Annotated in this window: 22 protein-coding genes; 7 read left to right on the top strand and 15 right to left on the bottom strand. The window is 45.6% G+C overall.

Going from position 1 to position 26,054, the window contains the following annotated elements; genetic code table 11:
• The first annotated feature begins 84 nt into the window (after positions 1-84).
• Positions 85-1,452: an acetyl-CoA carboxylase biotin carboxylase subunit gene (gene accC, locus HF322_RS01260; RefSeq protein ID WP_169391576.1), complete on the top strand. Its 1,368-nt coding sequence runs from the start codon at positions 85-87 to the stop codon at positions 1,450-1,452.
• Between the two features lie 65 nt (positions 1,453-1,517).
• On the opposite strand, the gene HF322_RS01255 is transcribed toward accC, so the two are convergent.
• Positions 1,518-2,066, bottom strand: coding sequence for a hypothetical protein (locus HF322_RS01255; protein WP_169391575.1), 549 nt, complete (start codon positions 2,064-2,066; stop codon positions 1,518-1,520).
• Between the two features lie 209 nt (positions 2,067-2,275).
• A complete protein-coding gene (leuA, locus tag HF322_RS01250) occupies positions 2,276-4,045 on the bottom strand; it encodes a 2-isopropylmalate synthase (RefSeq protein WP_169391574.1) in 1,770 nt (589 codons plus the stop codon).
• Between the two features lie 176 nt (positions 4,046-4,221).
• Between leuA and HF322_RS01245 the strand changes: the two genes are divergently transcribed.
• The gene (locus tag HF322_RS01245) at positions 4,222-4,710 is read left to right on the top strand and encodes an Lrp/AsnC family transcriptional regulator (protein WP_169391573.1); all 489 of its coding nucleotides are present in this window, start codon (positions 4,222-4,224) and stop codon (positions 4,708-4,710) included.
• On the opposite strand, the gene HF322_RS01240 is transcribed toward HF322_RS01245, so the two are convergent.
• From HF322_RS01240 to HF322_RS01220, 5 genes are all read right to left on the bottom strand, one after another.
• On the bottom strand, positions 4,707-5,939 hold the full coding sequence (locus HF322_RS01240) for a YbfB/YjiJ family MFS transporter (RefSeq protein ID WP_169391572.1): 1,233 nt from the start codon (positions 5,937-5,939) through the stop codon (positions 4,707-4,709). The two genes, HF322_RS01245 and HF322_RS01240, sit on opposite strands and share 4 nt — an antisense overlap.
• Positions 5,940-6,014: 75 nt before the next feature.
• Positions 6,015-7,355 carry an AarF/ABC1/UbiB kinase family protein gene (locus tag HF322_RS01235; RefSeq protein ID WP_169391571.1) on the bottom strand — a complete coding sequence of 447 codons (1,341 nt, stop codon included), beginning with the start codon at positions 7,353-7,355 and terminating at the stop codon, positions 6,015-6,017.
• Between the two features lie 57 nt (positions 7,356-7,412).
• On the bottom strand, positions 7,413-8,192 hold the full coding sequence (locus tag HF322_RS01230) for a HesA/MoeB/ThiF family protein (RefSeq protein ID WP_169391570.1): 780 nt from the start codon (positions 8,190-8,192) through the stop codon (positions 7,413-7,415).
• Positions 8,193-8,204: 12 nt separating this feature from the next.
• Positions 8,205-9,095, bottom strand: a complete 891-nt coding sequence (prmC, locus tag HF322_RS01225; protein WP_169391569.1) for a peptide chain release factor N(5)-glutamine methyltransferase — start codon at positions 9,093-9,095, stop codon at positions 8,205-8,207.
• Positions 9,096-9,113: 18 nt separating this feature from the next.
• On the bottom strand, positions 9,114-10,736 hold the full coding sequence (locus HF322_RS01220; RefSeq protein ID WP_169391568.1) for an MFS transporter: 1,623 nt from the start codon (positions 10,734-10,736) through the stop codon (positions 9,114-9,116).
• Between the two features lie 739 nt (positions 10,737-11,475).
• On the opposite strand from HF322_RS01220, the gene HF322_RS01215 reads away from it, so the two are divergent.
• The 3 genes from HF322_RS01215 (at position 11,476) to HF322_RS01205 (ending at position 13,827) form a co-directional block, all read left to right on the top strand.
• Positions 11,476-12,408: a LysR substrate-binding domain-containing protein gene (locus HF322_RS01215; RefSeq protein ID WP_169391567.1), complete on the top strand. Its 933-nt coding sequence runs from the start codon at positions 11,476-11,478 to the stop codon at positions 12,406-12,408.
• A 177-nt stretch (positions 12,409-12,585) separates the two neighbouring features.
• Positions 12,586-13,599 (top strand): LLM class flavin-dependent oxidoreductase, encoded by a 1,014-nt coding sequence (locus tag HF322_RS01210; RefSeq protein WP_169391566.1) that lies wholly within the window; start codon positions 12,586-12,588, stop codon positions 13,597-13,599.
• Between the two features lie 60 nt (positions 13,600-13,659).
• Positions 13,660-13,827, top strand: coding sequence for a hypothetical protein (locus HF322_RS01205; RefSeq protein ID WP_169391565.1), 168 nt, complete (start codon positions 13,660-13,662; stop codon positions 13,825-13,827).
• 144 nt (positions 13,828-13,971) lie between these two features.
• Here HF322_RS01205 and HF322_RS01200 read toward each other — a convergent pair whose 3' ends face one another.
• The 5 genes from HF322_RS01200 to HF322_RS01180 form a co-directional block, all read right to left on the bottom strand.
• A complete protein-coding gene (locus HF322_RS01200; RefSeq protein WP_169391564.1) occupies positions 13,972-14,982 on the bottom strand; it encodes an ornithine cyclodeaminase family protein in 1,011 nt (336 codons plus the stop codon).
• 96 nt (positions 14,983-15,078) lie between these two features.
• Complete coding sequence (locus HF322_RS01195; protein ID WP_169391563.1) at positions 15,079-15,861, bottom strand: ABC transporter ATP-binding protein; 783 nt, start codon at positions 15,859-15,861, stop codon at positions 15,079-15,081.
• A 25-nt stretch (positions 15,862-15,886) separates the two neighbouring features.
• Positions 15,887-16,882, bottom strand: a complete 996-nt coding sequence (locus tag HF322_RS01190) for an iron ABC transporter permease (RefSeq protein WP_223193117.1) — start codon at positions 16,880-16,882, stop codon at positions 15,887-15,889.
• A 51-nt stretch (positions 16,883-16,933) separates the two neighbouring features.
• On the bottom strand, positions 16,934-17,749 hold the full coding sequence (locus tag HF322_RS01185) for a hemin ABC transporter substrate-binding protein (protein ID WP_223193116.1): 816 nt from the start codon (positions 17,747-17,749) through the stop codon (positions 16,934-16,936).
• A 107-nt stretch (positions 17,750-17,856) separates the two neighbouring features.
• On the bottom strand, positions 17,857-18,975 hold the full coding sequence (locus tag HF322_RS01180; RefSeq protein ID WP_169391562.1) for a ChuX/HutX family heme-like substrate-binding protein: 1,119 nt from the start codon (positions 18,973-18,975) through the stop codon (positions 17,857-17,859).
• Positions 18,976-19,210: 235 nt separating this feature from the next.
• Here HF322_RS01180 and HF322_RS01175 point away from each other — a divergent pair, with 235 nt between their 5' ends.
• Positions 19,211-21,319 (top strand): TonB-dependent siderophore receptor, encoded by a 2,109-nt coding sequence (locus HF322_RS01175; RefSeq protein ID WP_169391561.1) that lies wholly within the window; start codon positions 19,211-19,213, stop codon positions 21,317-21,319.
• A gap of 130 nt (positions 21,320-21,449) precedes the next feature.
• The gene (locus HF322_RS01170) at positions 21,450-22,670 is read left to right on the top strand and encodes an HmuY family protein (RefSeq protein ID WP_169391560.1); all 1,221 of its coding nucleotides are present in this window, start codon (positions 21,450-21,452) and stop codon (positions 22,668-22,670) included.
• Positions 22,671-22,728: 58 nt separating this feature from the next.
• On the opposite strand, the gene HF322_RS01165 is transcribed toward HF322_RS01170, so the two are convergent.
• From HF322_RS01165 to mnmG, 3 genes are all read right to left on the bottom strand, one after another.
• Positions 22,729-23,688, bottom strand: a complete 960-nt coding sequence (locus HF322_RS01165) for an AEC family transporter (protein WP_169391559.1) — start codon at positions 23,686-23,688, stop codon at positions 22,729-22,731.
• 102 nt (positions 23,689-23,790) lie between these two features.
• Positions 23,791-23,988, bottom strand: coding sequence for a ChaB family protein (locus HF322_RS01160; RefSeq protein WP_169391558.1), 198 nt, complete (start codon positions 23,986-23,988; stop codon positions 23,791-23,793).
• A 122-nt stretch (positions 23,989-24,110) separates the two neighbouring features.
• Positions 24,111-26,006, bottom strand: coding sequence for a tRNA uridine-5-carboxymethylaminomethyl(34) synthesis enzyme MnmG (gene mnmG / locus HF322_RS01155; protein ID WP_169391557.1), 1,896 nt, complete (start codon positions 26,004-26,006; stop codon positions 24,111-24,113).
• Positions 26,007-26,054: the final 48 nt, after the last annotated feature.

Below are 26,054 nucleotides of genomic sequence, written 5' to 3'. Positions count from 1 at the left end.
TATTTTTTGATTTACTTTATATGCTGATGCGGCATGATGGCGTGTAACGTTACGCCCCTCATCAGCGTTTACAAGGATGATCCCATGATAAAAAAACTGCTCATCGCCAACCGCGGCGAGATTGCCCTTCGAATCGTCCGCGCTTGTAAGGCGCTTGGCATTGAAACTGTGGGCGTTTATTCCACCGCTGACGAAAACCTTATGCATTTGCGATTTGTGGATGAAGCCATTTGTATCGGCAACCCAAACGCAAATCAAAGCTATCTTAACATCAATGCCATCTTGACCGCTGCTGAAATCACTGGCGCCGATGCCATTCACCCAGGATATGGATTTTTGGCAGAAAATGCTGAGTTTGCAGAGCAAATTGAAGCTGCCGGATTGACCTTTGTAGGACCCAATGCCGACCATATCCGCTTGATGGGAAATAAAGTCTCCGCCATTAACGCGATGAAAAAAGCAGGCGTTCCGACCGTTCCAGGATCTGTTGGCACGGTGAATTTGCACAACGCTGAAGAACAAGCTAAAAATATTGGCTTTCCGCTATTGATTAAAGCGGCAGCGGGCGGCGGTGGTCGTGGAATGCGCGTGGTTGAGCGCTTTGATGAGCTGATCGGTCAGGTTCAAGCCGCAAAACAAGAAGCTGAGCTTTGGTTTGGCGATGATACCGTTTATATGGAGCGCTACCTACAAAACCCGCGCCACGTTGAAGTTCAAGTCTTAGGCGACGGCAATGGTAATGCCATCCATTTGTATGATCGCGACTGCTCGCTTCAGCGCCGCCATCAAAAAGTCTTTGAAGAAGCCCCTGCCCCAGATATCCCTGACGATGTTCGTGAGCCAATTTTGCAAGCTTGTGTTAAAGCCTGTCAGCTGGTTAAATATCGCGGCGCAGGAACTTTTGAGTTTTTATTTGAAAATAATGAATTTTTCTTTATTGAAATGAACACCCGCGTTCAGGTTGAGCATCCAGTCACTGAGATGATCACCGGCATTGATATCGTGGTTGAGCAGCTTAAAATTGCCGCAGGATATGGTTTGTCCTATCACCAAAGTGAAATTGAAATCCAAGGTCACGCCATCGAATGCCGGATCAACGCTGAAGATGCGACGACTTTTATGCCTTCTCCTGGCAAAGTCACTCAGCTTTATAGCCCAAGTGGCGCAGGCGTTCGCTTTGATTCACACCTGTATCCAGGTTATGAGATCCCAGCTTATTATGACTCCCTGATTGGTAAGCTCATTTGCCACGGTCAAACCCGCCGCCAAGCGATTGCCAAAACGTTGCATGCGCTTGATGAGTTGATTATCGCTGGGATTAACACCAACATTCCTTTGCACCGCGATATCATTTTAGCCGATGACAACTTTGTGAATGAAGCACAAAACATTCATTATCTGGAAAATGAACTGCTCAAGAAAAAACCTGCGCAAAAAGCCGAAGCGGTTTAGCGCTTCGTTATTTACCAATAAAAAACCACCTTAGGCTAGGTGGTTTTTTTATTCGGTAAAGATCATCAAGGCAAAACGCGATGAAAACTCATAAAGCACTCCGCGCCTTTATCATCCGCGCACCACTGCATTTTATTGCCGTCATGCTGAACAAAAGCCACAAACGCCTCGCCGGATTGATCGATTTGATTTCCTGAGCAGTCCGGCTCATTATTATCATAAATCGTTTGTAAAGCAATGATTGGCAAGCCTTCATCGCGATGGGTCACCAAATAGCGACCATACGTCCGCTCTTTACCGCTGACTGTCCAAACTTCATTATCTGCTGCAAAGTTATAAAGCTCACGGCATTGGGTGTTCGTTTTTACTTTAGGCGACTGAGTTAAGGGCGGGTTGTTTTTAGAACTGTTTTTAGCGTTGTTTTTAGATTTTGATAGCTCATTATCTTTTTCTTGCGCTCTGTTTTGGGCATCTTGCAAGTCCACTTCCCACTGTCCTGCAATCGCGGGGCTGATATGCGTGGTGATTTTAGCTTGGCTGGTTTCCATATTAGCAGCCGGTAGGGAGGATAAAATTGAAGCTAAGGTAAATGATGCCAAAGAGAGCGATTCCATAATCAGCCTTTTATTAAAAATAATCTGTTTTTTGTTTTATCGAGCTAATGCTATTAGCGTAAGAGGTTGGGCATTAAAACTCAAGTAATATTATGCTATCTAGATTTTTTATAAACTTTAGTTTATTTTATTTTTTAAATAACATTAAAAAACGCCATGATGAATTATCACAGCGTTTTGGTTAGAACAAGGATCAACTCGCCATCAAATTAAGCAACAGCCCCTTGCGGTGCTTGCGCTAAGGCAGATAACGCGCCTTTTAGCATGGCAGAAACCGTGCTGCTGCAAGTGCCGATCCCTGAATAAATATCGCCATCAATATTTAGCTGAATATAAGCTGCTGCATTGGCGTTGGTTTTATTGTCGCGGTTGTTGTCGTCATCGATGCCATTGCCGCTGTTGTGCTGCGGGTTGATGGCGTGTTCTGAATAGTTAACCACTTGGATGGCTTTGCCGGTTTGCTTGGCAAGACCGTCAATAAATGAGGATAAGGGTCCATTTCCAGTACCGCTAATGGTCATGGTGTCATCAAACATTTTCACTTGACCATCAAAGTTGACCTCGCCGCCTTTGTTGGTCACGCTGTAATCAAGCAATTCAAACTGACCTTGCTGCAAATAAGTGTCTTCAAAAGTTTTTAAGATTTCATCATTTTGAAGCTCGCGAGCGGCAGTTTCTGCTTGCTGCTGAACGACTTGGCTAAAGTCAATTTGCATCCAACGCGGCAAATTAAAGCCGTAGTTGCGCTGCAAGATATAAGCCACGCCGCCTTTACCCGATTGGCTATTGATGCGAACCACGTCTTGATAGCTGCGACCAATGTGTGCAGGATCAATCGGCAAATACGCCACATCCCAAAGATTTTCGGTCGCTTCCTTATTTTTTTCATTGAAATCAAGTGACTTTTTAATGGCGTCTTGGTGCGAGCCGCTAAAGGCAGTAAAGACCAAATCGCCGACATAAGGATGGCGCGGATGCAAAGGCAAGTTGTTGCACTCGCTGACCACTTGAACCATCTCGCTCATGTTACTAAAATCAAGCTCAGGATCGATGCCTTGGCTAAATAAGTTCATCGCCATGACCATCACATCCATGTTTCCGGTGCGCTCGCCATTACCCAAAAGCGTGCCCTCAATGCGATCCGCGCCTGCCAAAACACCAAGCTCAGCGGCAGCAATGGCACAGCCGCGATCGTTATGCGTATGAAGGCTGATAATTACGTGATTGCGGTTTTTTAAGTGACGACAAAAATACTCAACTTGGTCGGCAAAGACGTTTGGCATTGCTGCCTCAACCGTTGCAGGCAAATTGATGATGACTTCTTGACCATTTTTTGGCTGCCAAATGTCACAAACTGCATCACAAACTTCAACGGCATAATCCGTTTCAGTTTGGCTAAAGCTTTCAGGTGAATATTGAAATACCCATTCCGTTTCAGGATATTTTGCCGCATACTCTTTAAGCAAGTTCGCACCGGTAATGGCGATGTCTTTGATTTCCTCATGGTTTTTGCCGTAAACTTTTTCGCGCTGGATTTTGCTCGTTGAGTTATAAACGTGGACAATCGCTCGGCGCGCCCCTTTTAAGGACTCAAAAGTTCGGGCAATTAAATGCTCACGCGCTTGAACCAACACTTGCAAAGTCACATCTTCAGGAACGTGATTTTCTTCAATCAATTTGCGGGTAAAGTCAAACTCAACTTGAGCGGCTGAAGGAAAACCAATTTCGATTTCTTTAAAACCGACCTCAACCAACGTTTTAAAAAAGCGCATTTTTTGCTCAATGGTCATCGGATCGATCAGCGCTTGGTTGCCATCACGAAGATCAACACTTGCCCAAATTGGCGCTTTTTCAATCACTTTGCTTGGCCACGTGCGATCAGTAAGACTTGGGGCAAAAGCAAAGGGACGGTATTTGCGATAATCAAAGGCAGCATGTTTTGGGGTGACTTTTTGCGCGGCAGGTTGAGCTTGCGACATAATTAATCCTTAATTAAGGTGGTAATCGAAGTTGGGTTAAAAGATTCAATATCATTATAATAGCAAATAAGATGTGGTGAAAATCAGCTTTTTAACGCCATTTTTATGGCTATTTTGACAAATTTCACTATAATTATAGCTATCTATAAATTATTTCACTACTAAGTTATATTTTTATGCCAAATACTATTAACAAGCCTAATTCAGTTATTGAAATTGACGCAACTGACAAGCGTTTATTAAAACTTTTGCAAAATGACGCTCGAATGAGCATCACGGAGCTTGCCGAACGGGTCAATTTGTCAGCAACGCCCTGCACGCGGCGGCTAAAGCGCTTGGAGGATAGCGGCATCATCACCGGTTACCATACCCAAACGGACGCTGAAAAATTGGGCTATCCGCTTGCAGTATTTATTGCTATCAGTATGGATAAGCACACTGCCGAACGCTTTTCACAATTTGAGCAAAAAATCCAAAGCTTTGATGAGGTGGTCAGTTGCAGCATTGTGACGGGGCGCACGGAAGATTATTTAATCAAAGTTCGCGTCCGCGATATGGCGCATTATGAGGAGTTTTTATTGCACCGGCTAAACCGCATCGAGGGCGTGGCGCAAGTTCATACAAGCTTTGAGCTTCGTGAAGTGTTTAGCCGCAGCGTAGTTTAGGCGCTTCTTGGTTTCAATTGTCGATAGAACCAAATTAGCAGCAGTAAGCTAATAACAAGTCCGGCAGCCGCAACGATCAGCCCCAAATTAAAATTATCGCTTTGTCCAGCCAGCCAAACGGTCACTAAAGGTCCTAAAAATTGACCGACGCTATAAGCAAGGGTTGCCACGCCCATCAGTAAGTTGGAGTATTCAGGATTGATATTTTTGATGAGCACCAGCGTCATCGAGACGATTCCCGCAAAGGTCAATCCTAAAATCACCGCATTGCCATAAAGCCCAAAGGCTGCCGGAAAAATGATAGGAAGTAGCATTCCTAACGCTTGCAAAATGGTTAAGCCAATCAGCGTTTGACTCTCGCCAATCCGTTTTGCAAGCGCCCCCCAAAGCGGGTTGGAAAGCATCGCAAAAATCCCAACGGTCAACCAAATCAGCAGCCCCGCCGATGTATTTTCAGTAAGCCTTTGGGTTGCCATGACCGGTAAAAACGTCGCTGAGGTGATATAACCAAACCCTGCTAGCGCGTAGCTTGCACAAAGTAGCGCCACGCTCCTGCCATGACCGGAAATGGCGTCATATAAGGCGCGTTTAAAATTTACGTAGGTATTATAAATGGATAATTTGGTGGTGGGTTGTATTGAAAGTTGAGGCCGGATGGCGATCAGCAGCAGCATGACTGGCAAGCTGATCAGGGCAGCTGTCAGCCAGATTTTATCAAAATAATAATCAAGCGATAATAATGACCAGGTCAATATTGCTGAAGCGCTAATCCCCGTGCCAATCCCTGCGTAATGAACGCTTGAAAGCACCGATCGGCGAGGCGCGCTTAAATAGCCAAGCACCAAGCTTGAGCTTAAAATCATGGCAACGCCACTTGCAACGCCTGCAATACCACGAATAAGATACCAAGCCCACAACGATAAATTGGGAATGGCTAATAAACTGGTGGTGATAATGCTCGTCAGCGCCCAAAACATGAGCGACTGCCACGTTAAGCGCTGCGGCACAAACATGGCAATCAGCGCCCCAAAAAAATAGCCAATATAGTTGACCGAGGCAAGTGCCCCTGCCGTTTGGGTGGTCAAATTAAGCTGACTGATAATATCAGGCAACGTTGCCGTAAATAAAAATCGCCCAAATCCCATGACCACCGCCATACAATACAGCCCAATAAAGGCAATGGCAGCTTCATTGGTGATTTTGACGCGCATAAAGTTTGGGATGATCATAACCGTGCTAAGTAATCGCAGCCTATAAACCGCTGCGCTCACAATCCTTGTGATAAAAGTGAATTAAAAAATGCGTTATGACACCAGTTTTGGCAAATCTGCCTCATCTTGACCTAAGATTTGGATTCGGTTGTCGCTAAACATATCCATATCAGGGGCAAGCACTTGCAAAAAGCGATCAAAATACAGCATTTGCTTGGCAAGCAGCGCAAAATCACGCGGGAAATGGATACCATGACGCTTGCCGACCTCGACGATCTCAAGCATCATTTTATTTAATTCATCCGCTTGCTCTTTAGTATTAAATGGTTTGCCACTGGTAAACGCTTTGTCATCAGCGGCAACGGCTTGCATCATTTTAGCGACGTCATTTGCCAACGCCTCAACATCGACATTGTCTTTATCGTGGGTCATTTCCATGTCAATCATGGCCTGCGCCATCGCGCGATAGTCGCTGTCTTGTAGCGCTTGCATCATGGCAAGGCAAGCGCGCCAGCTTTCCGCTTTGAGTTTGCCGACAATGCCAAAATCCAAAAAGCCAATCCGACCGTCACTGAGCAGCATTAAATTGCCCGCGTGCAAGTCGGCATGAAAGCTGTTGCAAAGCATCAAGCTTGCAAACCACGTGTTAAGCGTGTCCGCCATCACTTGCGCAGGGTCGCTGCAATACTGGCGCATCGCCGCTTCATCAATCATCGAGACGCCATGCAGTCGGCTCATGGTCAACACGCGCTCGGTGGTCAGGCGCTCAACCACTTTTGGCGCAACCACGCGCGTGTTGTTCGATACGGCTAAAAACTGCTGAAAATCGCGGATATTTTGCGCCTCAGCAATAAAGTCAGTTTCGGCAAGCATTCGCAAACGAATTTCATCAATGATCGGTGCAAGGCTTGCAAAGCGCATTGAGGGCATGAGCTTTTCAAGTACTTTGGTGGTTAAATGCAGCACGCCTAAATCGGTTTGCATGATGGTCTTCACATCGGGTTTTTGAACTTTGAGCACCACCTCATCACCATTTGGCAGCGTTGCGGCGTGAACTTGGGCGATGGACGCTGAGGCAAGCGGTGTTTCATCAATAGATAAAAACAGCTCATTAAGCGATTTGCCGTCGGTTTCCAATTCTTCTTGAAGCACTTTTTTGATATAGCTGAACGGCAGCGGCGTGGTTTGGTCTAAGCAATCTTGAAATGCCATGACATATTGGCGCGGAAACAACGACGGCGTACTGGCGATAAACTGACCGATTTTAATATAAGTCGTTCCAAGCTTCTCAAAAGTTTCTTTAAGCAGCATGGCATCCGGCTTTTCGCCTTGAGCAACCCGAAGCAGCGACAATCCGGTCACACTTGCGGTTTGGCGGACGCGATTGGCAACATTGAGCGTATGCTTGAATAAATGCGGTCGATGCAGTTTCATAATTGTTATGCTCTAGGTTATTTTAAAACGGTTTTCAAAAAGGACTTTTAGCCGCCATTAGCGCTGACAAGCTGAGCAATTCAAATCTTTTTTATAGCCCATCACTCGCTGCTGCATGCGCTTGCCATCCCATAATAGCAGTTTATTGGCAAGCGGATTGTTGCCAAGCCCCAAATATTGCAGCGCTAAGTTGGCTTGCAAATTTCCCATGATCGCCGTGGTGCTGGCAAGGACACCAGAATTGGCGCAAGTTCGGTTGTCATCACTGATACTATCACCAAAAATACACTGGTAGCAGCCATTATTTTGGTCGGGTTCAAACAGCGCAAGCTGACCTTGAAAGCCAATGGCAGAGGCGCTTAGCAATGGTAATTGATAACGGATGCTTAAGCGGTTGCTCATATCACGAGTGGCAAAATTGTCACTACAATCAAGCAGCAAATCAGGCATTTTGCCGCTAAATCGGGTCAAAACTTCAAAGGCATTATCATCCGTTAAGCGCTCAGTACTACCAAAAGCGTTAATTAACGGGTTAATGTCGTTGAGCATTTTAGCCGCGGTAAGCGCTTTTGACTGACCAATGTCCTTTGGCAAAAACAGCGTTTGCCGCTGCAAATTACTCATTTCAATCTTGTCATCATCGATAAGATGAACCAAGCCCACGCCTGCCCGAACCAAGGTTTCGGATGCCGGACAGCCCAAACCGCCTGCACCAATTAGCACCACTCGCGCCGATTTTAGCTTGACTTGAGCATCGATATCCCAACCCAACAACAGCACTTGCCGCGAGTAGCGTAGCAGCTCATCGTCACTTAGCTCATATAAGCTTTCAGTCATCATCACACCTATTTATTGCTTATTACCGACCCAAACCCCAAGCGTAACCCGATCGTTTTGCCCAAAATCTTTCAGCGTGGTTATGGTGCTAAAGCCGCGATTTTCAAATAGTTTTCGGACATTAATCCCTTGATCAAAGCCATGTTCGATGGCTAATAAGCCATTATTTTGCAAAAAATCCGGCGCGTTTTGGACGATAATATCAATGTCGGCTAAGCCCTGATTTTTTGCCGTCAGCGCTGTTATTGGCTCGGCGGTTAACCCTGTTAAATGGCTGTCCGTTTCATCGATATAAGGCGGATTTGATACAATCACATCAAATAGCGAACTTTCATCGTTATCAAACGCCGCAAACCAAGAACTTTGGACAAAGTTAACGCGAGCGTTGTTTAGCTTGGCGTTTTTTTCCGCAACAAGCAACGCGTCTTTTGAAATATCCACCGCCGTGACTTGCCAGCCTTGAAGCGCTTTTTCGGTGGCAAGGCTAATGGCAATACAGCCCGATCCTGTTCCTAAATCAAGCAGCTTTGGTGAATCGCTTGGCTCATTATTTTGCTTAGCCCAGTTTTTTTCAATCCAGTTGAGCACGGCTTCAACTAAAATTTCGGTATCGGGTCTTGGGATTAGCGTATGCTCGTTGACCAAAAACTCATGCCGCCAAAACGCTTGCTTTCCTGTTAAATAAGCAAGCGGCGTACCATTTTGCATTTGTTTGATTCCGGAATAAAACTGCGAAAGCTCATCAAGGGTTAACTCATAATCATTTTCCGTAATCAGCGCCGTTGACGATTTATCAATGACAAATAACAGCCAATCGGTAATCCAAAATGCGGGCAAGTTTTGATTGACTGCGCCATCAATGATAGCTTGAACCTCTTTTTTAATCTGCCGAATCGTGGTCATAACGTTACGGATTTTCCTTTATTCAGCCGCTCGCGGCGGCTCGTTGGTATCGGTAAGTAACGGATTGGCTTGTGTCAAGTCGTCCTCGTTTTTATCATTATCAACAATGACAATATATTTATCCGCTAAATATACTAGTACCAAAATAGGAATGCCGATCGCAAACGTAAAGGCAAAAAAGAACGGATAGCCCATATTATCAACGATCGTTCCTGAGTAGCCGCCAAGAACCTTCGGGAATAGCGTCATCAGCGATGAAAAAATCGCGTATTGAACTGCAGTAAAACGGATCGAAGTTAACGCAGACAAAAAGGCAATAAATACTGCGCTTGCAAGCCCTGCCGCCAAATTATCGGCAATCACCGCCAAATAAAGATAGCTTAAGCTGCCCGGATGATAAGTTAAAAGGATAAACAGTAAGTTGGTCGCACAAGCTAAAATCGCCCCAACCATCATGGCTTGCATCATGCGCATTTTTTGCGCCAAAATGCCGCCCAAAAAGCCGCCAGCAATCACCATCACCACGCCAACTAATTTTACAGCATTAGCAATATCGGTTTTGCTAAAGCCCATATCTTGATAAAAAACGTTGGAAATCACGCCTGCCACAATGTCGGAGACACGGTACAAGCCGATAAGCGCAAGTAGCAAGAGTGCTTTTTTACCATAGCGGCGGAAAAAATCGGCAATCGGCTCAATCCACGTGGCATAAGCCACCTTTTTTTGTACCAAGCCAACTTTAACCAAAGCCACACCAATAATTAGCGCCGCTATTAAACTGACTGACAAATGGATCGTTTCAAATAAAAAGCCTAATAAAACGCTTTCGGTTTCAGGAAGCAGCGCGCCAAAATTGGCAAACACCATCACAAAACCAATGACGGACAACGCAAAAACCGCAACCAAGCGACCATAATCGGATTTTTGCATATAAACGCCTTCGCGAACTTGATTAGAAACCGGTTCACGAATCATCAAGGTGGTGACGACGCCAACGCCCATCACCGCTGCCATGATAAAGTAGGTATTTCGCCAAGCTTCATAGTTGTAGGCCGCTTCCGTTGAGCCAAAAAAGTCCGCCAAATACAGCGCTCCTGCTCCTGCCACAATCATCCCAAGGCGATACCCTGCCGTGTACATTGCCGACAGCACCGACTGCAAGCTTGGTGGCGCAAGCTCAATTCGGTAAGCATCCACTACAATATCTTGCGTTGCGGACGAAAACCCAAGCAGCACCGCACCAATTGCCATCAATGTTAAATTGTCGCTACTGATCGGGTTAACGCTTGCCATCATACAGATCGCTAGGATAATCAGCACTTGCGACACCAAAATCCAACTGCGCCTGCGACCTAACAGCTTATTTAAAATAGGAAACGGCACAGCATCAACTAAGGGCGCCCAAATAAACTTAAACGAGTAGCCAAGCGCCGCCCAACTAAACATCGTCACCACGCTGCGATCTACCCCTGCCTCACGAAGCCAAAGTGACAAACTTGAAAAAATCAGCAAAATCGGGATGCCAGCGGCAAACCCAAGCAGAAGCATAATAATAGCGCGCCGATCAAGATAAGCTTTTGCGGCATTGCCCCAAGATTTTTTCTCAGAAGCCGCCGGCGGAACAGGATTTACAGCCGTCATATCACATCACCAAACCATCAAAACTAAAGCCGCTCCCTGCTTTTGGCAACTGTGCTGATGCCATCCGTCTTGAGCCGACCGCAAAATGGAATTATGGTACTTGAGATTGCTTGGATTGACTAGCGATCTTCATGATTTTTTTGCGACTTGCCGTTGTTCTTATTCAACAAGTTAAGCTGGCATTACTAATTGTAATAGTGAGTAATCAAAGCTATCGATTTTATTAAAGGTAAAATCAGATTAATTCTTAATCAACTTAATTTTAATAATTTTAGTAAATTAACTATCTTGCTTGATCTAATTAATTCAAGTTTATGTCTGCTAATTACTATCGCTTAAGGTGACCGTTATGCTTTATCCTATTGCCATTCGGCAACAAGACAAGCTCTTTCATTCACGGCATTTTTCCTGACTTTCCTGAGTTTAGCGTGGTCGCTTTAAGATCGCTCAACAATGATGCCTTATTTAGACTGCAATAATGACGACATTACTATGAATGATTTGATTATCAAAGTTTTGACCCATTATTTTCCGAATCCTTTGTCTTGATTTTTTAACTGATATTTTAATTTTATATTCCAAAATAAAATAATTTGATAACTATTTATTATATACAAGAATAATAGCTTTGCTTTACACTAGCCCTTTGCGAAAATAACGAGCCAAGCGCTAAAAGCTGGCTTATTTTTGTATGGCATTGAGTGACTTGTGGCGTTTTATTTTATAATTAGGATAATTTATGGCAATTGATATGGTGGTCAATCAGCGGCATCTACAGATTCAGCTCAAGCAGCTTGAAACGGTTTGGCACACAGTGGTCAATGGCTATAATTTAAGCCAAGCGGCGCTCGTGCTGCATACTAGCCAATCAAGCTTGTCAAAGCACATCGCTGCCCTTGAAAATCAGCTTAAAACCGAAGTTTTTGTTCGCCAAGGTAAGCGCTTGACGGGACTTACGGAAATGGGAATGGCGCTCATGCCCCATATCGAGTCGATTTTTGCTGAAATCCGAACGATTGAAAATTTAAGCCTTGATTTTAACAATCCCAATACTGGAACGCTGACCATCGCTACGACGCACACGCAAGCGCGATATGTGTTGCCGCAAGTGGTGAAAACGTTTAAAGAGCGCTTTCCCAAAGTCAATTTAATTTTGCAGCAAGCAGATCCTGAAACCATCGCGCAAATGGTGATTCGTGGTCAGGCGGATATTGGTATTGCGACCGAAGCGCTGCTTCATAACAGCTATTTGCGCTGCTATCGCTATTATGACTGGACGCATCGGGTGATTGTGCCAAGCGATCATGAGTTGGTTGGTCAAGAAGATATCGATTTGCCAACGCTTGCCAGCTACCCCATCATCACTTATCACGGCGGCTTTACCGGTCGCGGCGCTATTGACAAAACCTTTAGTGATGCAGGACTTGAGCCAGATATCGTTTTGGCAGCGCTTGATGCGGACGTGATTAGCACCTATGTGGGACTTGGGCTTGGTATTGGTATCATTGCTGAAATGGCATTTGAACCAAGCCACTATCAAAACTTAACTGCCATTCCGGTCAGCCACTTTGGTCGCTTTACCAGTTGGATGGCGGTTCGTGATGATGCTGAAATTCGCCAATATGGTCGCGCGTTTATGGAGCTTTGTCAGCAGCAATTTGATAAAAAATAATTGCCTGTTTAATAATTGCCTTTTTAAAGCACAGCTTTATCTCAATTTGGATAAATGACGGAGCAGTCGCCGTTTTTTGTTATCGATATTAACAATCGCCTTTATTTTCATTTCGGTCACCGCATTATAGTTAATACTGTTTTTTTAGCAGATAAATAACAACGAATGAGGTGACCTATGTCCCAAGACCATCGTAACCTTCCTATTTCTTTTTTAGATTTAGCGCCTGTGCCGCAAGGTAAAACGGTCGCTGACGGCATTTTCCAAACCGTTAGCATTGCCAAATGCGCAGAAGAGGTTGGCTTGAATCGCTATTGGATGGCAGAGCACCACAACATGCCAGGCATTGCCAGTGCAGCAACGGCGGTACTGTTATCCCATATCGGTAGCCAAACTCAACGCATTCGCATCGGCTCAGGCGGGGTGATGCTTCCTAACCACGCGCCGCTAACCATTGCTGAGCAATTCGGAACGCTGCAAGCTTTATATGGCGACCGCATCGATTTAGGACTTGGTCGCGCGCCTGGCACTGATGGCGCCACTTTTCGCGCCCTTCGCAGACAGATGAACGACGCGGAGCGCTTCCCACAAGATGTCCAAGAATTACAATTCTTTTTGAGTAATGACACGCAAGCAAGTCCGGTGCAAGCGATTCCGGGGGCAGGAGCTAACGTGCCGATTTGGATTTTGGGATCGTCATTATTTGGAGCAACACTTGCCGCACACTTAGGGCTACCTTATGCGTTTGCCTCCCATTTTGCGCCGCAGATGATGAGCCAAGCGATTCAAGCTTATCGTGAAAATTTTAAGCCATCTGCCCATCTACAAGCGCCTTATGTGATGCTTGCTGCCAACATGCTGCTTGCCAATGATGATACTACGGCACATTATCATTTCACCTCAGCTCAACAAAGCTTTGTGCGTTTGCGCCGAGGTGAGCGCGGTCAGATGCCAAAGCCGGTTCAAGATATGAGCGCCATTTGGAGTCAAAGTGAGAAAATGATGGTGGATAACGCGTTGTCCGTATCCTTTGTTGGCGCGCCTGACAGTGTTCGCCCAAAACTTGCGGCATTTCTCAATCAGCATCAGCCCGATGAGCTGATCATCACTGCCAATGTGTTTGACCAAGAGGCAAGATTGCAGTCACTGAAACTCATACCAAAGTTAAATTTGTTTACTTTACAAAGCTAAAGCGCGATTGCATAATTTCTAGTAAGCTTTTTATTGATAAACTTTATTGGAGTGCTTGCTATGGAACCTTCTGCCACTATTGGCTCATCGATTTTTATGTATATCGCAGCGTTTGTTTTGGTTCTGGCTGTTTTTGCTTACCTCACTTATCGCATCAGCCCTAGCCGCAAAAAACGCTTGGAAGAAAAACGCAATATTCATGACCGCGATACCGACAGCCGCGTTTGATATTAGATTTTATAACCGCTGCCAATGTGAATCATTGACGGCGGCTTTTAAATAGATTAAAAACTATAACAGCAAAAAAACAATAACAGCGTCATTGACGTTAACAATAATAATTTTAAAGTTATCTAAAAAGCTTAAAAAAAGTCACCAAGCCGTTTGCAATCCAAGCGACGCTTTGGTGGCTTTTTTTGCCATATAAAGCCCGACTGCGGCATCAAAGCTTGCAGCGCCAACGGATTTAAATAAAGTTAACTTCTGGGTATCGATTTTATTAGGCGAAATAAGAAGCGCTTTTAAATCCCCAATCAAATCATTCCAATCCCATTGTCCGGCATGCTGAGCTTGAATCAAATCCCCTGCTTCAGCTTGGCTTCCTGCCATATCATCGACAATGACTTGGCTTTTGGCGACAACTTCGCTGCTGATCTCTTTCATTGAGGGCAAATAAGCGCCTACAGCATTGATATGCGCGTCTGTTTTAATTTGATCTATATGAAACAAGCCTTGATTTGACCGCGTTGCAACATTAATAATGTCCGCGTTTTTTAAAGCGTCATTGATATCATGACAAACGATAAGCTCAATATTGTCAAAATTATACTCTTTTGCAAATTTGGCTTTAAATGCTGCTGCCCCGTCCTGACTTCTGTTCCATAGATAAACGCGGTCGATGCTTGGGCGAACGGTTAAGACGGCATTGAGCTGCTCAAACGCCATGCCACCGCAGCCAATAACCGCTGCTGATTGACAGTCCGTTTTTGCCATAAGCTTGGTTGCAATTCCTGATAGCGCGGCGGTTCTCACCTCAGTGATGTAACTGCCGTCCATGATGGCAAGCATTTTTCCTGTGGCATTGTCCGATACGGTGATGGTCGCGGTGGTGGTTGGCAGATGACGTTTAGGATTGTCAGGGCAAATGGTCACCAGCTTTACAATCGCAAATTCTTCTTTATCATCAAAAATAGTGGCAGGCATGGACAAATGCGAGCCTTGACTATGATTGCTTGATTCGCTAAACGTTGGGATAACAAGCCGTTCTGGAGAGTTGACCCAAGTTGGGTGATGGTGCTGTAACGTCAGTAGCTGCTCAATGGCATCGATTGCGGCATTGATGGTTAAATGCTGACGAACTTCGGTTTGATCTAGCAATTGCATTCGGCACTCCTTACCACAAAATAGAATAATATTATTCCTAATACCTCATCATGTCGTAAATTATGCTAAAAAACAAGTCAATCGCGGCAAACTCCTTTAGACAAATACCATGCCATCCGTCGTTAAATGAGCGTTGATATCAACTTGATAAACGTCGCTTAACACCTGACAAGTCATCACTGTATCGGGAGCACCTTGAGCGACCACGCGACCTTGGCTAAGAAGCACAACCTCATCGGTATATCGGTGAGCATGCGTCAAGTCATGCAATACGACCAAAATGCTTTTTTGGCGATGCCGAACCAAATCGTGAAGATAGCTCAGTAAAAAACGCTGATGGCGAATGTCTAAATGATTGGTTGGTTCATCAAACATTAAAATCTCAGTATCTTGCATGAGCGCGCGGACGATGGCAAGGCGCTGTTTTTCACCGCCCGATAAGCTTTGAACGCGCGAGTCAAGCAGGCTTGATAATTCAAACTCTTGCAGCAAGTGCTTGGCGCGCTTGACGTGGTCTTTATTTGGGCGCTGATACCAAGCCAAATTGGGCGACACGCCAAGCAGCGCATAATCAAGGACGGTGAGTGGCAACTCAAAGCGCTCGTGCTGACCCACCCAAGCAATTTTTCCGGCTTGCAGTACCTCACTTATTGGCTGACCTTGAGCTAAAATGTCGCCCGAGGTGTTTAGCCCAAGGCTTGAATGCTGACCTAAAATACTGTGAAGCAGCGTGCTTTTTCCTGCGCCATTTGGACCAATAAACGCCACCAGTTTTTGCTTGGGCAGGCAAAGCTTTTCAACATCAAGCAGCCGCTTTTGACCTGATTGAATCCGGATATTGCTTAGCGTTAACAGCGCGTCAGTTGCTATCGTAGTCATTCCCAAATCCTTGTTTCATGTCAAATTAGCGGCGCGAGCTTTTGACAAATAGCCAAACAAAAAAAGGACCACCCAAAAGCGCCAAGACAATGCCAACCGGAACATCCACCGGATAAGCCACATGCCGCGCCATACCATCAATCACCAAAAGCAGCATCGCGCCAAGCCAGCCCGACCAGATCATAAGGCGCATCCGACCGCCGCCAAATAAAATCGCTAGCAGGTTTGGCACCATCATGCCAATAAACCCAATCACGCCGGCAAGCGATACCGCCGCGCCCGTCAACAATGCCGAGGCAATCACCACCAAGCAGCGCGTTGCCCCCACTTGAATGCCAAGCGATTTGGCAGCCGTTTCGCCAAGCATTAAGCCATCAAGCTTTCGACCAAGCGGCAATAAAATAGCTAACCCAAGCAGCATGGAAATGATGGAATATCGCAGCGGCACAAACCCTGCCTCTGCCATACTTCCTGACAGCCAATTGGTTGCTGAGCGCAGCACCAAATCATCGGACATGAACAAAATCAGGCTGACCACCGCCGCACAAAATGCGCTAATGACGAAACCCAAAATCAGCAGCCCCATCTGACCGCCACCCAAAAATCGATGGCATGCCAAAATAAACAAGCACACCAAAACACTTCCTAAAAAAGCCGCGAATGGCACGCCAATACCGCCTATCCCAAAAGCCAACACCAAAACCACGCCAAGCGCTGCGCCGCCTGACGTACCAATCAAGCTTGGATCGGCAAGCGGATTTTCAAACAAAGCTTGTAGCGCTGCCCCGCTGACTGACAGCGCCATGCCAACCAATAGCGCCGTCGCCACGCGCGGATAACGAAGCTGCCAAATGGTCTCATCTAAGTGCAGTGGATTTGACCACTCCCCAAACCCGATACCAAGCCCAAGCCAAATTAAAATCAATGAGCCAAGCACCGCCATCACATAATAAATGCCGTTTCTATATTTTTTGCGGCTGATAGGAAGTGGTGCGGCAAGCATATTTGCTAAATTTGCCATAATAAACATGACTTATAAAAAATAAAATTAAACATCTTTAAAATTATGGGATTAGCTTCCAGCAGCATTCAGCTTTTTAAGCACTTGCGGGGAATTTAACCCGTAGCGTAAAAAGCTGTCCGCTGGCCAAAATTGAACGCTAGCTTTACTTGCGGCAATTTCAGGTCGCTTGCTAAATCCTGCCAAACCGCCAACCATAGCTTGATTATGATCGGCGATGATGATGACGTCCGGCTTAGCTGCAAGCCAACCTTCACGCGACATGGGCTTAAGTCCTGACACGTTCGCGGCATTGATACCGCCTGCTCGGCGAATCAGCTCATCACCAACCGTCCCTTTTCCTGCAACAATACGACCGTCATAGCTGAGCACATAGCGCTTTTTGGTGGCTTTCATCGGCTGCATTTGCTTAAGCCACGTAGTTGCCAATTGATTGCCTTGCGACTTTTTGCCGACATAGTTGCCAATCATTTTGATACTACTTGCAAACGTGGCAGCATCTTCTTTAGGAGCGACGTTGACCGCTTTTACTTTTAAGCCGTTTAAGCGCTGATAAATGCTTGCCGGCTGAACCATGTAACTGCCAAGCGCCAAATCAGGCTTGACCGCAAGCACAGACTCGGCAGTGATATTGCGGTGCATTCCCACCGGTCGCACATGTTTTAGCGCAGGATTGCTGTTGGTAGCATCTTTGCCGACCAGTTTATGGGTCGCCCCAAGCGCGACCATCACATCCACCACATCAGGGCTCATCGCCACAATGCGATCATAAGCTTGCGCTGAAAGGCTCGTTGCAGACAGCAGCCCAAAGATCAGCGCCGCCGAAAATTTTGATTGACTCATCACAGTAACCGCTTGAGGCGACATCATCGCTCCTTGATTGTCTATTTTCATTATTAAAGTTAACCATAAATCATTGAGAAGCAGTCACTTGCTTTAACTTGTTGACGGCACGCTTATCAAACATAAATTGGTTAAGCATTTACTGCTTGGCGTTCTTCTGCTTGGATGATCCCAAATTTTTCAATCATCTCAGCGGTAATTTTTTGCCAAGTTTCAAGCTCAGCGTTGCCTTCCATTCGTTGACCAAAGACGCTAAAAATGCTCACGCCGTTATCATCAAAGCCTTCAATACAAGTCACGATGCCATCAACCGTTGGGCGTTTTACACACCAAACTTGCGCTAGCGCTTGGTCTTTTAAATGCAAAGTAAAATTGTTGTGGTCTTTATCTAAAATATTGAACCAATCGCCCATGCGTTTGAGCGTTTTGACCGTTCCCGTTTGGATTTGAACTAAGCCACTATTGCCCACAAAAATCATAATTGGGCACTTGGTCTCACGCGCTTTTTCAAACATGGCTTCAACCGCTACCGTTTCAAGCTGAGCCGTCATGCCTTCAGGCGCTTGAGCGTAGCTGCTGGCGCGGTCAACTTTTAGTTTTTGCAATAGCCCATGAAATTCATGAACGTCTTTCATTCCAAGCCAGCTTTTTTCAAGCTCCGACTGCGCCGCGTCATCAAGGGTTTTAAGTTGCCAGTTCTTTGGCGCGTCCGTAATTTCAAGCTCAATGCTGTCGACGCTTACTGTTTTTGCTTGCTCGGCAATCATGGCTTGCCAGCGCGAAATCGCCTCCTCACTTAGATCGCGAAGATAAACCTTATCAATCGCCGCGCCCGACTCATTAAAAAACTGAATGCTATAAGACGGCTTATCGCGGCTTAAATCGGTAACCGCAAGCATATGCTTCCAGCGCCCCATAAAAAAACGCAAATCTAAACCGCCAACGTTTAGCGCGATGCCCATTTTGTCGCCAAGCTTAAGGTTATGATATGCCGCCGTTTTTTCGTGAACTGCCAAATCGTTACGAACGATGCTTTCAACCTCACCAAAATCCTTAAATTGCTTTAATACGGCTTTGCAGTCGCTACCGATATATTGGCTGTAAGGCGCCGCAAGGAGCAATTCAAACTCACTGATACCAAGCGCTGTTGCGCCTTCAGTTGGAAATAGCATGGGATTTGACGCTTTTTTATCTTGATACGATTGCCAAAGCGCAGTGTCTTTTTGAGAGATAGCAACAGATTTGGTCATGGCGGGCTCCTTATTGGGTGAAAAATCAAATTAGAGTGATTATGCCGAACTTTGTTTTATTTGTAAATGATAATAATTATAATTTAACAGTTGATAACTATTATCATTTATATTAGCATATCGTTACTTTGTTTCTGATTCATGGCTACTCGTAACGCAACCGAACTTTTATCTCTCGCTATTTTTGATGCTTAACCAAAAGTTTGGCGCGTGATTTTGATTGATGGCTTTTTTAATGACCCCTTTATTTTTCATTACCACGCCTAATTTACCGCGGCAAGCCTTGAGTGTTGCCATTATGACGGCATTTGCTGTTGCTGCCATTCCTGCGCAAGCGGCGGCTGACTCGCTTTTTGATAACCGCGCTCCTAGCACCAAGCTTGACACGGTCGTTGTCACTGCCACCAAATCAAGCAAAACGCTTAATGACGCCCCCGTTGCTGTTCAGGTTTTGGATAAAAAAACCCTTGATGACAATCAGGCACACACGTTAAAGGACGCGCTTAAGCTGCTTCCAAACGTTTATTTACGTCAAATTCATGGCAAAACCGGTTATGAAGTGGTCATGCAAGGTTTTAGCGGCGATCAAGTGTTGGTGCTGATAGATGGTTTGCCGATCACTGCAAGCACCGGATCGACGGTCAATCTTGATCAGTATATGAATGTGGATATTGAGCAAATTGAGATTGTCCAAGGGGCAGCGTCCGCGCAGTTTGGTAGCGCGGCGATGGGTGGAGTGATTAATATCATCACCAAACCGATTGGTAATACCCGCGCTCACGTTACCGCCGAGCTTGCTACCAACGGCAAGCAAAACCCGTCAGGGAAAAGCTTTGATGCCAATAAACGATTTATAGAGGCAGGGATTGAGGGTGCGTTAGATAAAGGTGACCGACTTCGCGGTAGGCTTTCTGCATCGTATTTGGACGATCAAGGCTTGAGTCTTGATTCCGATACGTGGTCGCGGCTTAAAGACGCCAGCAAACAATCACAAATCACCGCGCGATTGGACTTTACCCCAAATGGCAAAAACGCAATATCAAACACCCAAGGCACGCTGCTAACTAACGCCAACTATTGGGCGGAAGCGACCCATTATAAAGAAGAGGATACCAGCCGCTTTAGCCTTTACGTGCCACCCCTCAACTTACCGCAGCAGCGTAACGAAGCCATTACCAAAAACCGGATCAGCGTTGGTGGTCGCTCTGATATCCATCTGGGATCAAACCAAGCGCCCTATCAGCTTTTGGTTCAAGGCTTATTTGAAGACTATAAAAGCCAATCGGACACGTTTTCTGAGCAGGAGCGCGATTCAGCTCGTGATACCGACATCACCACTGCCCTTGCTCAAGCTCAGCTTGATTTACCTACCATTACTTTGTCGGATAAACATACACATTTAATTCAATTTGGCGTTCAAGGTCAAAAAGACACCTTAACCCAAACCAAAAATCAAGTCAGCGAACTTAGCCGCGATGAAGTGAGCCGAACCGTTGGCGAAATTTACGCGCAAGATGACTGGCTGATCGGCAACAACTTTGAAGTATTAACCGGCATTCGCTACCAAAACGATGAGGACTTTGGCGATCATATTGCCCCAAAAGTCGCTTTGAAATATAACGCGATGGATGCTCAAGGTCGCGACCATATTTTTCGCGCCAGTATTGGTTCAGGCTACCGCGTGCCAAACTTAAAAGAGCGCTATTATGTTTTTGACCACAGCAATTTGGGCTATAAGGTACTGGGAAATCCAAACTTGCAGCCGGAAACTTCAACCAGTTTTCAAGTGGGTTATCAAAGTAAGCTGAGCGATAAGTTAAGTGTCAATGCCAACGGCTTTTATAACGATATTAAAGACTTAATCCAAACTGATGACAGCAATGCTTTAATTGAAAACGGCATTTCCATTTATCAATATACCAACGTTGATAGCGCCTACACCTATGGCGGTGATGTTGGCATCGATTGGCAGGCGCTAGACAATGCGACATTGCAAGCCAGCTATGCGTATTTAAAAACGCACAATAAAACTGCGGACAGTGAGCTGACCTATCGCCCCAACCATAAAATCATGCTAGGCGTTGATTATCAAATCAATGACAAATTGCAGTTTATTCCGCGATTGACGTATGAATCAAAGCAGCTGATTAGCACCGAAGATCAATCTTACTCGCCTGCCTTTTGGAATTTGGACAGCAAATTAAATTATCAAGCCAATGACAACTTAAGTATTTATGGCGCCATTAACAATGTTTTTGATGTTCAGCGCGACATCAAAGACCCAAGCGACTTTCGACCCATTGACAACCGCGAGTGGCTGATTGGCGCAAGCTATCGTTGGTAGTTTTTCGAAACTTGGCAATCGCTTCACCTATGTTTAAAAACGTGGTCACTGCCCAAGCTTGTTTGTTTTACCGTTGTGCCGTTTTATCGTTTTTAGCTTTTTAATGTTTAATTTTAAGGAAATAATAATCATGGCAAGAAAAACCAAAACCTTATCTAAAGCTTTAACCCTAATTTTAGGATCAGCGGTTATGGCAAGCTTATCGGGCTGCGGCAGTGATAGCGGCGGCGGCACAGCGGTAACGCCAAACGCGCCGCCAACAACGTCAAGCTTCACCCAAAGCGCCACTTGGACGATCAGCAATACCGTAAAAGGCGCGGTGTCCTGCTTTGATTTTGACACTCAAGTTGAAAGCGACTGCTCGGGAAACACTTGGGATGTCAAATTTGAAAATCAAGATCGCGGCGTCAAGCTTTGGTCAAATAGTGGCGCATCAGGAACCGGAAAAGGCGGCGTGTTTGGGCTGATGGATTGGAGCGAGCTGCTAAAATATAACCACGCCACCCGCGACCCTGCAACAGGTAGCGATATCAGCTTTCTTTATAATGAGGACAAAAACGGCGGCATTTTTAATCAAAGCCCGTGGTATGCTTATGATTTAAACAACGATCATAAGCTGTATCCCAATAACCGCGTTTATTTGATCACCACAGACAATACCAATTCAGAAACTGTAAGCTCGGTGCAATTGCCCATTTTTGCCGTTCAAATTATTAACTATTATAAAGGCACAACGTCAGGATTCCCAACCTTGCGCTGGATCGATACGGCGGTGCCAAATGCGGTAAAAACTCAGCAAATTGATGCCTCAAGTCAAACCGACTGGACATATTTTAATTTGCAATCGGGAAAAGTCGTTGATAAATCAGCGCCTTGGCACATTGCCTTTAAACGTGACAGCATTATTTTAAATGGTGGCAACTCAGGAGATGGCAAAGTTGGCGCTTATCTTGCTGACGCTTCAAAAGCTTACTTTGATGACAAAGGCGAGCCGATCAAAGCCAAATTTATGGCGGACAACCAAGCTGAAAGTTTGACAAGCTTACAAAATGTCAGTGCTTATCAAAAACCTGCCAGCGCTGCAGGTTGGATCAAAGATGCCAAAGGCTCAAGCTTAAATCCAGCAGCAACAGGAAACTATCCAAACTTGGATTATGGTTGGTTCACTTATAACGGTGGCAATCATCGAATGACTGCCAATCCAAATAAAGGCGCGCTGATCCGCTCAGCAGCGGGCAACAGCTTTGCTAGAATGCATTTAACGCAAATTAATTATCCTGATGCCACCACAACAGCGGCGAGTTTTTGGGAATTTAAATTTGACATTCAACCTGCAACTGCCGCTCAATAATTAACTTGTTAACCTAAAAAACCGCTCATTCATTGGCGGTTTTTTAGTAGATGATTTGCTAAATTAGCCCCATACCGCGAAGTACCGCCGCGCCAATTGCCATCCCAAACATGCCAACAATGGTGGTAAATGCCAAAATATTTGCCGCCAAAATGTCATTACCGCCCATTGCTTTTGCCATAACATAGCTTGCCGCCGCCGTTGGCGCTGCCACCATCAAAAATAGCACGCCTAAATGCATGCCTTGAAGCCCAAAAGCCAGCCCAACGGCAATTGCAATGAGCGGTGCAATGACAATTCGCCCAACGCTTGCTTGCATCGAAACGCCCGACAGACTCAGCATTGATCTCAGCTCAATGCTTGCTCCTGCGCAAATCAGCGCAAGCGGCAACGTGACCGACGCCAATAAATCGCCAGTTTTATGAATCACGCTCGGAATTGCTGGCAGATTAAGCGCTTTATAAACAAACGCGCCAACGAGGGCAATCATCAGCGGATTGGTAATCAGCTTGTTAATGATCAATTTTGATTTGGTCAGCCAAGTGTCCTCGACGCTTTTAAACACGCGGCTTAAAGTGATCACCGCCAAAACATTAAATAAAATGGTCACAAGCCCCATGTAAACAGCGCCAATGCTCAAGCCTTCATCGCCATAAGCGTTAGCAACGGTTGCCAGTCCAATGATTGCCATATTGCTGCGAAATACGCCTTGAACAAAGACCCCTTGATCAGCCGCACTTTTAATAAAGCGGCGCGCATAAATTTCCGACCCAAAAAATAAAATAAACGTCACCACCACGCCTGCTAAAATGAGCTGAACTTGCTTGCCATAATCGACTTGGCTGTCCACCACACTAAAAAATAGTAAGCACGGCAGGCAATAATTGAACACAAAGTTTGACGCCTGATCAACAAACGCTGGGCTTGCCGCGCCGCGCCTTTGCATAAAAAAACCCAACCCCATTAAAATAAGGTTGGGCAGGATAATCGCAATAGCAAAAACAATAGCATCAATCATAATTAGGTCAACGGAAAAGTCACTTTATCAATAGCTGACAAAGTGAAAAACAGATAAAAAATATTGGGAAGCATTAGAATATCATAGCGCCTGCCAAATTGACTATTTTTTTACCCATTTACCGTCGGCGTTTTTATGATAGACCTTTTCAACCGCTGCCCAAGCGGTAGCAAACCACCTTGCCTCGTCATCGTATTCTTTTGCCGCACTATTAAAGGCGGCGCGAAAAATTTCTTGAGCATGCTCTGGTAGATGGTCTTTTACATTGTCCGGTAAGTCCGATAATTTGTCATAAGGCATAATCAGTTTCCTTTTATCTTTTTTAAAAAATTAATTTTAAAAGTTGATTTTTATTAAGCCTTTATCTTGACAAATATCACTCCGATTGATCGTTACACTAAGTATCGCCTTGGTAAACCACATTAACCATCAAGCAGCGCCTTTGCTTTTTTTTGCTTTTTAATGGTCATCGCAAGAAGCTGAATCGCCGCCGGAGTGATACCACTGATTCGGCTGGCTTGAGCAAGGGTAACAGGGCGAACTTTAGCCAATTTTTGAACCACTTCGTTGGACAGCCCTGAGACGGCGCTAAAGTCAAAATTGTCCGGAATCGGCGTATTTTCTAGGCGCTTCATCTGATCGATGTCTTCTTGCTGGCGGTCGATGTAGCCGGCGTATTTGACCGAAATTTCAATCTGATCACCGACTTGCTCATTGACTTGAGAGTCCGTCAGCTTGGCAATATCATTAAAATGAACTTGCGGTCGTTTTAACAAGTCAAGCGCGTTAACTTCTTTGGTCAGCGCCTCGCCGGTTTGCTCGCTAAACGCTTTGCCAAGCACGTTCATTGGCGTTGCCCACAAGTCTTTTAGGCGCGATTGTTCGCTTGCAATGGCATCCATTTTTTGCTCAAAAGCCGTCCAACGCGCATCATCAATCAGCCCAAGCTTACGACCGATCGCCGTTAACCGCTGATCAGCATTATCCTCACGCAGCAGCAAGCGGTATTCGGCGCGACTGGTGAACATTCGGTACGGTTCATTGGTACCATGGGTGATTAAATCGTCAATCAACACGCCCAAATACGCTTGGTCACGGCGCGGCGTCCAAACCTCAAAATCAGGATTGTCTTGAGTCACCAGCGCGGCATTAATCCCCGCAAGTAAACCTTGAACGCCTGCTTCTTCATAGCCCGTTGTGCCGTTGATTTGACCGGCAAAATACAGCCCATCAATAGACTTGGTTTCAAGCGTTGGCTTTAAGTTTTGGGGATCAAAATAATCATACTCAATGGCATAACCGGGACGCGTGATATGCGCGTTTTCCAAGCCTTTCATGCTATGGATAAATTCAAGCTGAACGTCAAACGGCAAACTTGTTGAAATGCCATTGGGATAAAGTTCATGCGTCGTCAATCCTTCAGGCTCAATAAAGATTTGATGGCTGTCTTTGTCCGCAAAACGGTGAATTTTATCCTCAATTGAGGGGCAATATCTTGGTCCTACACCTTCAATTTTTCCCGAAAACATCGGCGAGCGGTCGAGATTTTGGCGGATAATGTCGTGCGTTTTGGCATTGGTATGGGTGATATAGCAATTGACTTGGCGCGGGTGCATGGCGGTGCTTCCCATATAGCTCATGGTCGGCAGCGGCGTGTCTCCTGGCTGAACCGTCATCACGCTAAAATCAACGCTTCGGGCATCAATTCGCGCGGGCGTTCCGGTTTTGAGGCGACCCACAGGAAGGTTTAATTCACGTAAACGATCCGCAAGCTTAATGGCGGGCGGGTCACCTGCGCGACCACCTTTGGAATTTTCAAGACCAATATGAATAACGCCGCCCAAAAACGTTCCGGAAGTCAAAACGACCGTTTGCGTGTTAAAAATAATGCCGCTTGAGGTCACGACCGCTGTTGCGCGACCATTTTCTACCAAAATATCGTCAGCGGCTTGCTGAAAAATGTCTAAATTTGGTTGATTCTCAAGCGTTTCGCGAATGGCGGCTTTATATAAAATGCGGTCGGCTTGCGCTCGCGTTGCCCGAACTGCCGCACCTTTTCGGCTATTTAGAACCCGAAATTGAATCCCAGATTTGTCAGTTGCCAGCGCCATTGCTCCGCCAAGCGCGTCAATTTCGCGAACCAAATGCGACTTGCCAATCCCGCCAATGGCAGGGTTGCAGCTCATCTGACCCAGCGTTTCGATATTGTGAGTCAATAAAAGCGTCTTTGCGCCCATCCTTGCTGCTGCAAGCGCCGCTTCAGTTCCGGCATGACCGCCGCCGATAACCACCACATCGTAGGATTTTGGAAATTGCATGTCGCCTCGCTTGCTAAAAACGCTTGGGGTTAACTTTTAAATTAAAAT

It is taken from the genome of Psychrobacter sp. MF31, assembly GCF_012847335.1.
Taxonomy (GTDB): domain Bacteria; phylum Pseudomonadota; class Gammaproteobacteria; order Pseudomonadales; family Moraxellaceae; genus Psychrobacter.
The sequence above is the reverse complement of the archived record's forward strand: the minus strand, read 5'-3'. Positions and strand labels throughout refer to the sequence as shown.

Bases quoted from the DNA above. Each gene is read 5' to 3' on its own strand.
- accC (WP_169391576.1), top strand. From the start codon at position 85: ATGATAAAAAAACTGCTCATCGCCAACCGCGGCGAGATTGCCCTTCGA.
- HF322_RS01255 (WP_169391575.1), bottom strand. From the start codon at position 2,066: ATGGAATCGCTCTCTTTGGCATCATTTACCTTAGCTTCAATTTTATCC.
- leuA (WP_169391574.1), bottom strand. From the start codon at position 4,045: ATGTCGCAAGCTCAACCTGCCGCGCAAAAAGTCACCCCAAAACATGCT.
- HF322_RS01245 (WP_169391573.1), top strand. From the start codon at position 4,222: ATGCCAAATACTATTAACAAGCCTAATTCAGTTATTGAAATTGACGCA.
- HF322_RS01240 (WP_169391572.1), bottom strand. From the start codon at position 5,939: ATGATCATCCCAAACTTTATGCGCGTCAAAATCACCAATGAAGCTGCC.
- HF322_RS01235 (WP_169391571.1), bottom strand. From the start codon at position 7,355: ATGAAACTGCATCGACCGCATTTATTCAAGCATACGCTCAATGTTGCC.
- HF322_RS01230 (WP_169391570.1), bottom strand. From the start codon at position 8,192: ATGACTGAAAGCTTATATGAGCTAAGTGACGATGAGCTGCTACGCTAC.
- prmC (WP_169391569.1), bottom strand. From the start codon at position 9,095: ATGACCACGATTCGGCAGATTAAAAAAGAGGTTCAAGCTATCATTGAT.
- HF322_RS01220 (WP_169391568.1), bottom strand. From the start codon at position 10,736: ATGACGGCTGTAAATCCTGTTCCGCCGGCGGCTTCTGAGAAAAAATCT.
- HF322_RS01215 (WP_169391567.1), top strand. From the start codon at position 11,476: ATGGCAATTGATATGGTGGTCAATCAGCGGCATCTACAGATTCAGCTC.
- HF322_RS01210 (WP_169391566.1), top strand. From the start codon at position 12,586: ATGTCCCAAGACCATCGTAACCTTCCTATTTCTTTTTTAGATTTAGCG.
- HF322_RS01205 (WP_169391565.1), top strand. From the start codon at position 13,660: ATGGAACCTTCTGCCACTATTGGCTCATCGATTTTTATGTATATCGCA.
- HF322_RS01200 (WP_169391564.1), bottom strand. From the start codon at position 14,982: ATGCAATTGCTAGATCAAACCGAAGTTCGTCAGCATTTAACCATCAAT.
- HF322_RS01195 (WP_169391563.1), bottom strand. From the start codon at position 15,861: ATGACTACGATAGCAACTGACGCGCTGTTAACGCTAAGCAATATCCGG.
- HF322_RS01190 (WP_223193117.1), bottom strand. From the start codon at position 16,882: ATGGCAAATTTAGCAAATATGCTTGCCGCACCACTTCCTATCAGCCGC.
- HF322_RS01185 (WP_223193116.1), bottom strand. From the start codon at position 17,749: ATGTCGCCTCAAGCGGTTACTGTGATGAGTCAATCAAAATTTTCGGCG.
- HF322_RS01180 (WP_169391562.1), bottom strand. From the start codon at position 18,975: ATGACCAAATCTGTTGCTATCTCTCAAAAAGACACTGCGCTTTGGCAA.
- HF322_RS01175 (WP_169391561.1), top strand. From the start codon at position 19,211: ATGACCCCTTTATTTTTCATTACCACGCCTAATTTACCGCGGCAAGCC.
- HF322_RS01170 (WP_169391560.1), top strand. From the start codon at position 21,450: ATGGCAAGAAAAACCAAAACCTTATCTAAAGCTTTAACCCTAATTTTA.
- HF322_RS01165 (WP_169391559.1), bottom strand. From the start codon at position 23,688: ATGATTGATGCTATTGTTTTTGCTATTGCGATTATCCTGCCCAACCTT.
- HF322_RS01160 (WP_169391558.1), bottom strand. From the start codon at position 23,988: ATGCCTTATGACAAATTATCGGACTTACCGGACAATGTAAAAGACCAT.
- mnmG (WP_169391557.1), bottom strand. From the start codon at position 26,006: ATGCAATTTCCAAAATCCTACGATGTGGTGGTTATCGGCGGCGGTCAT.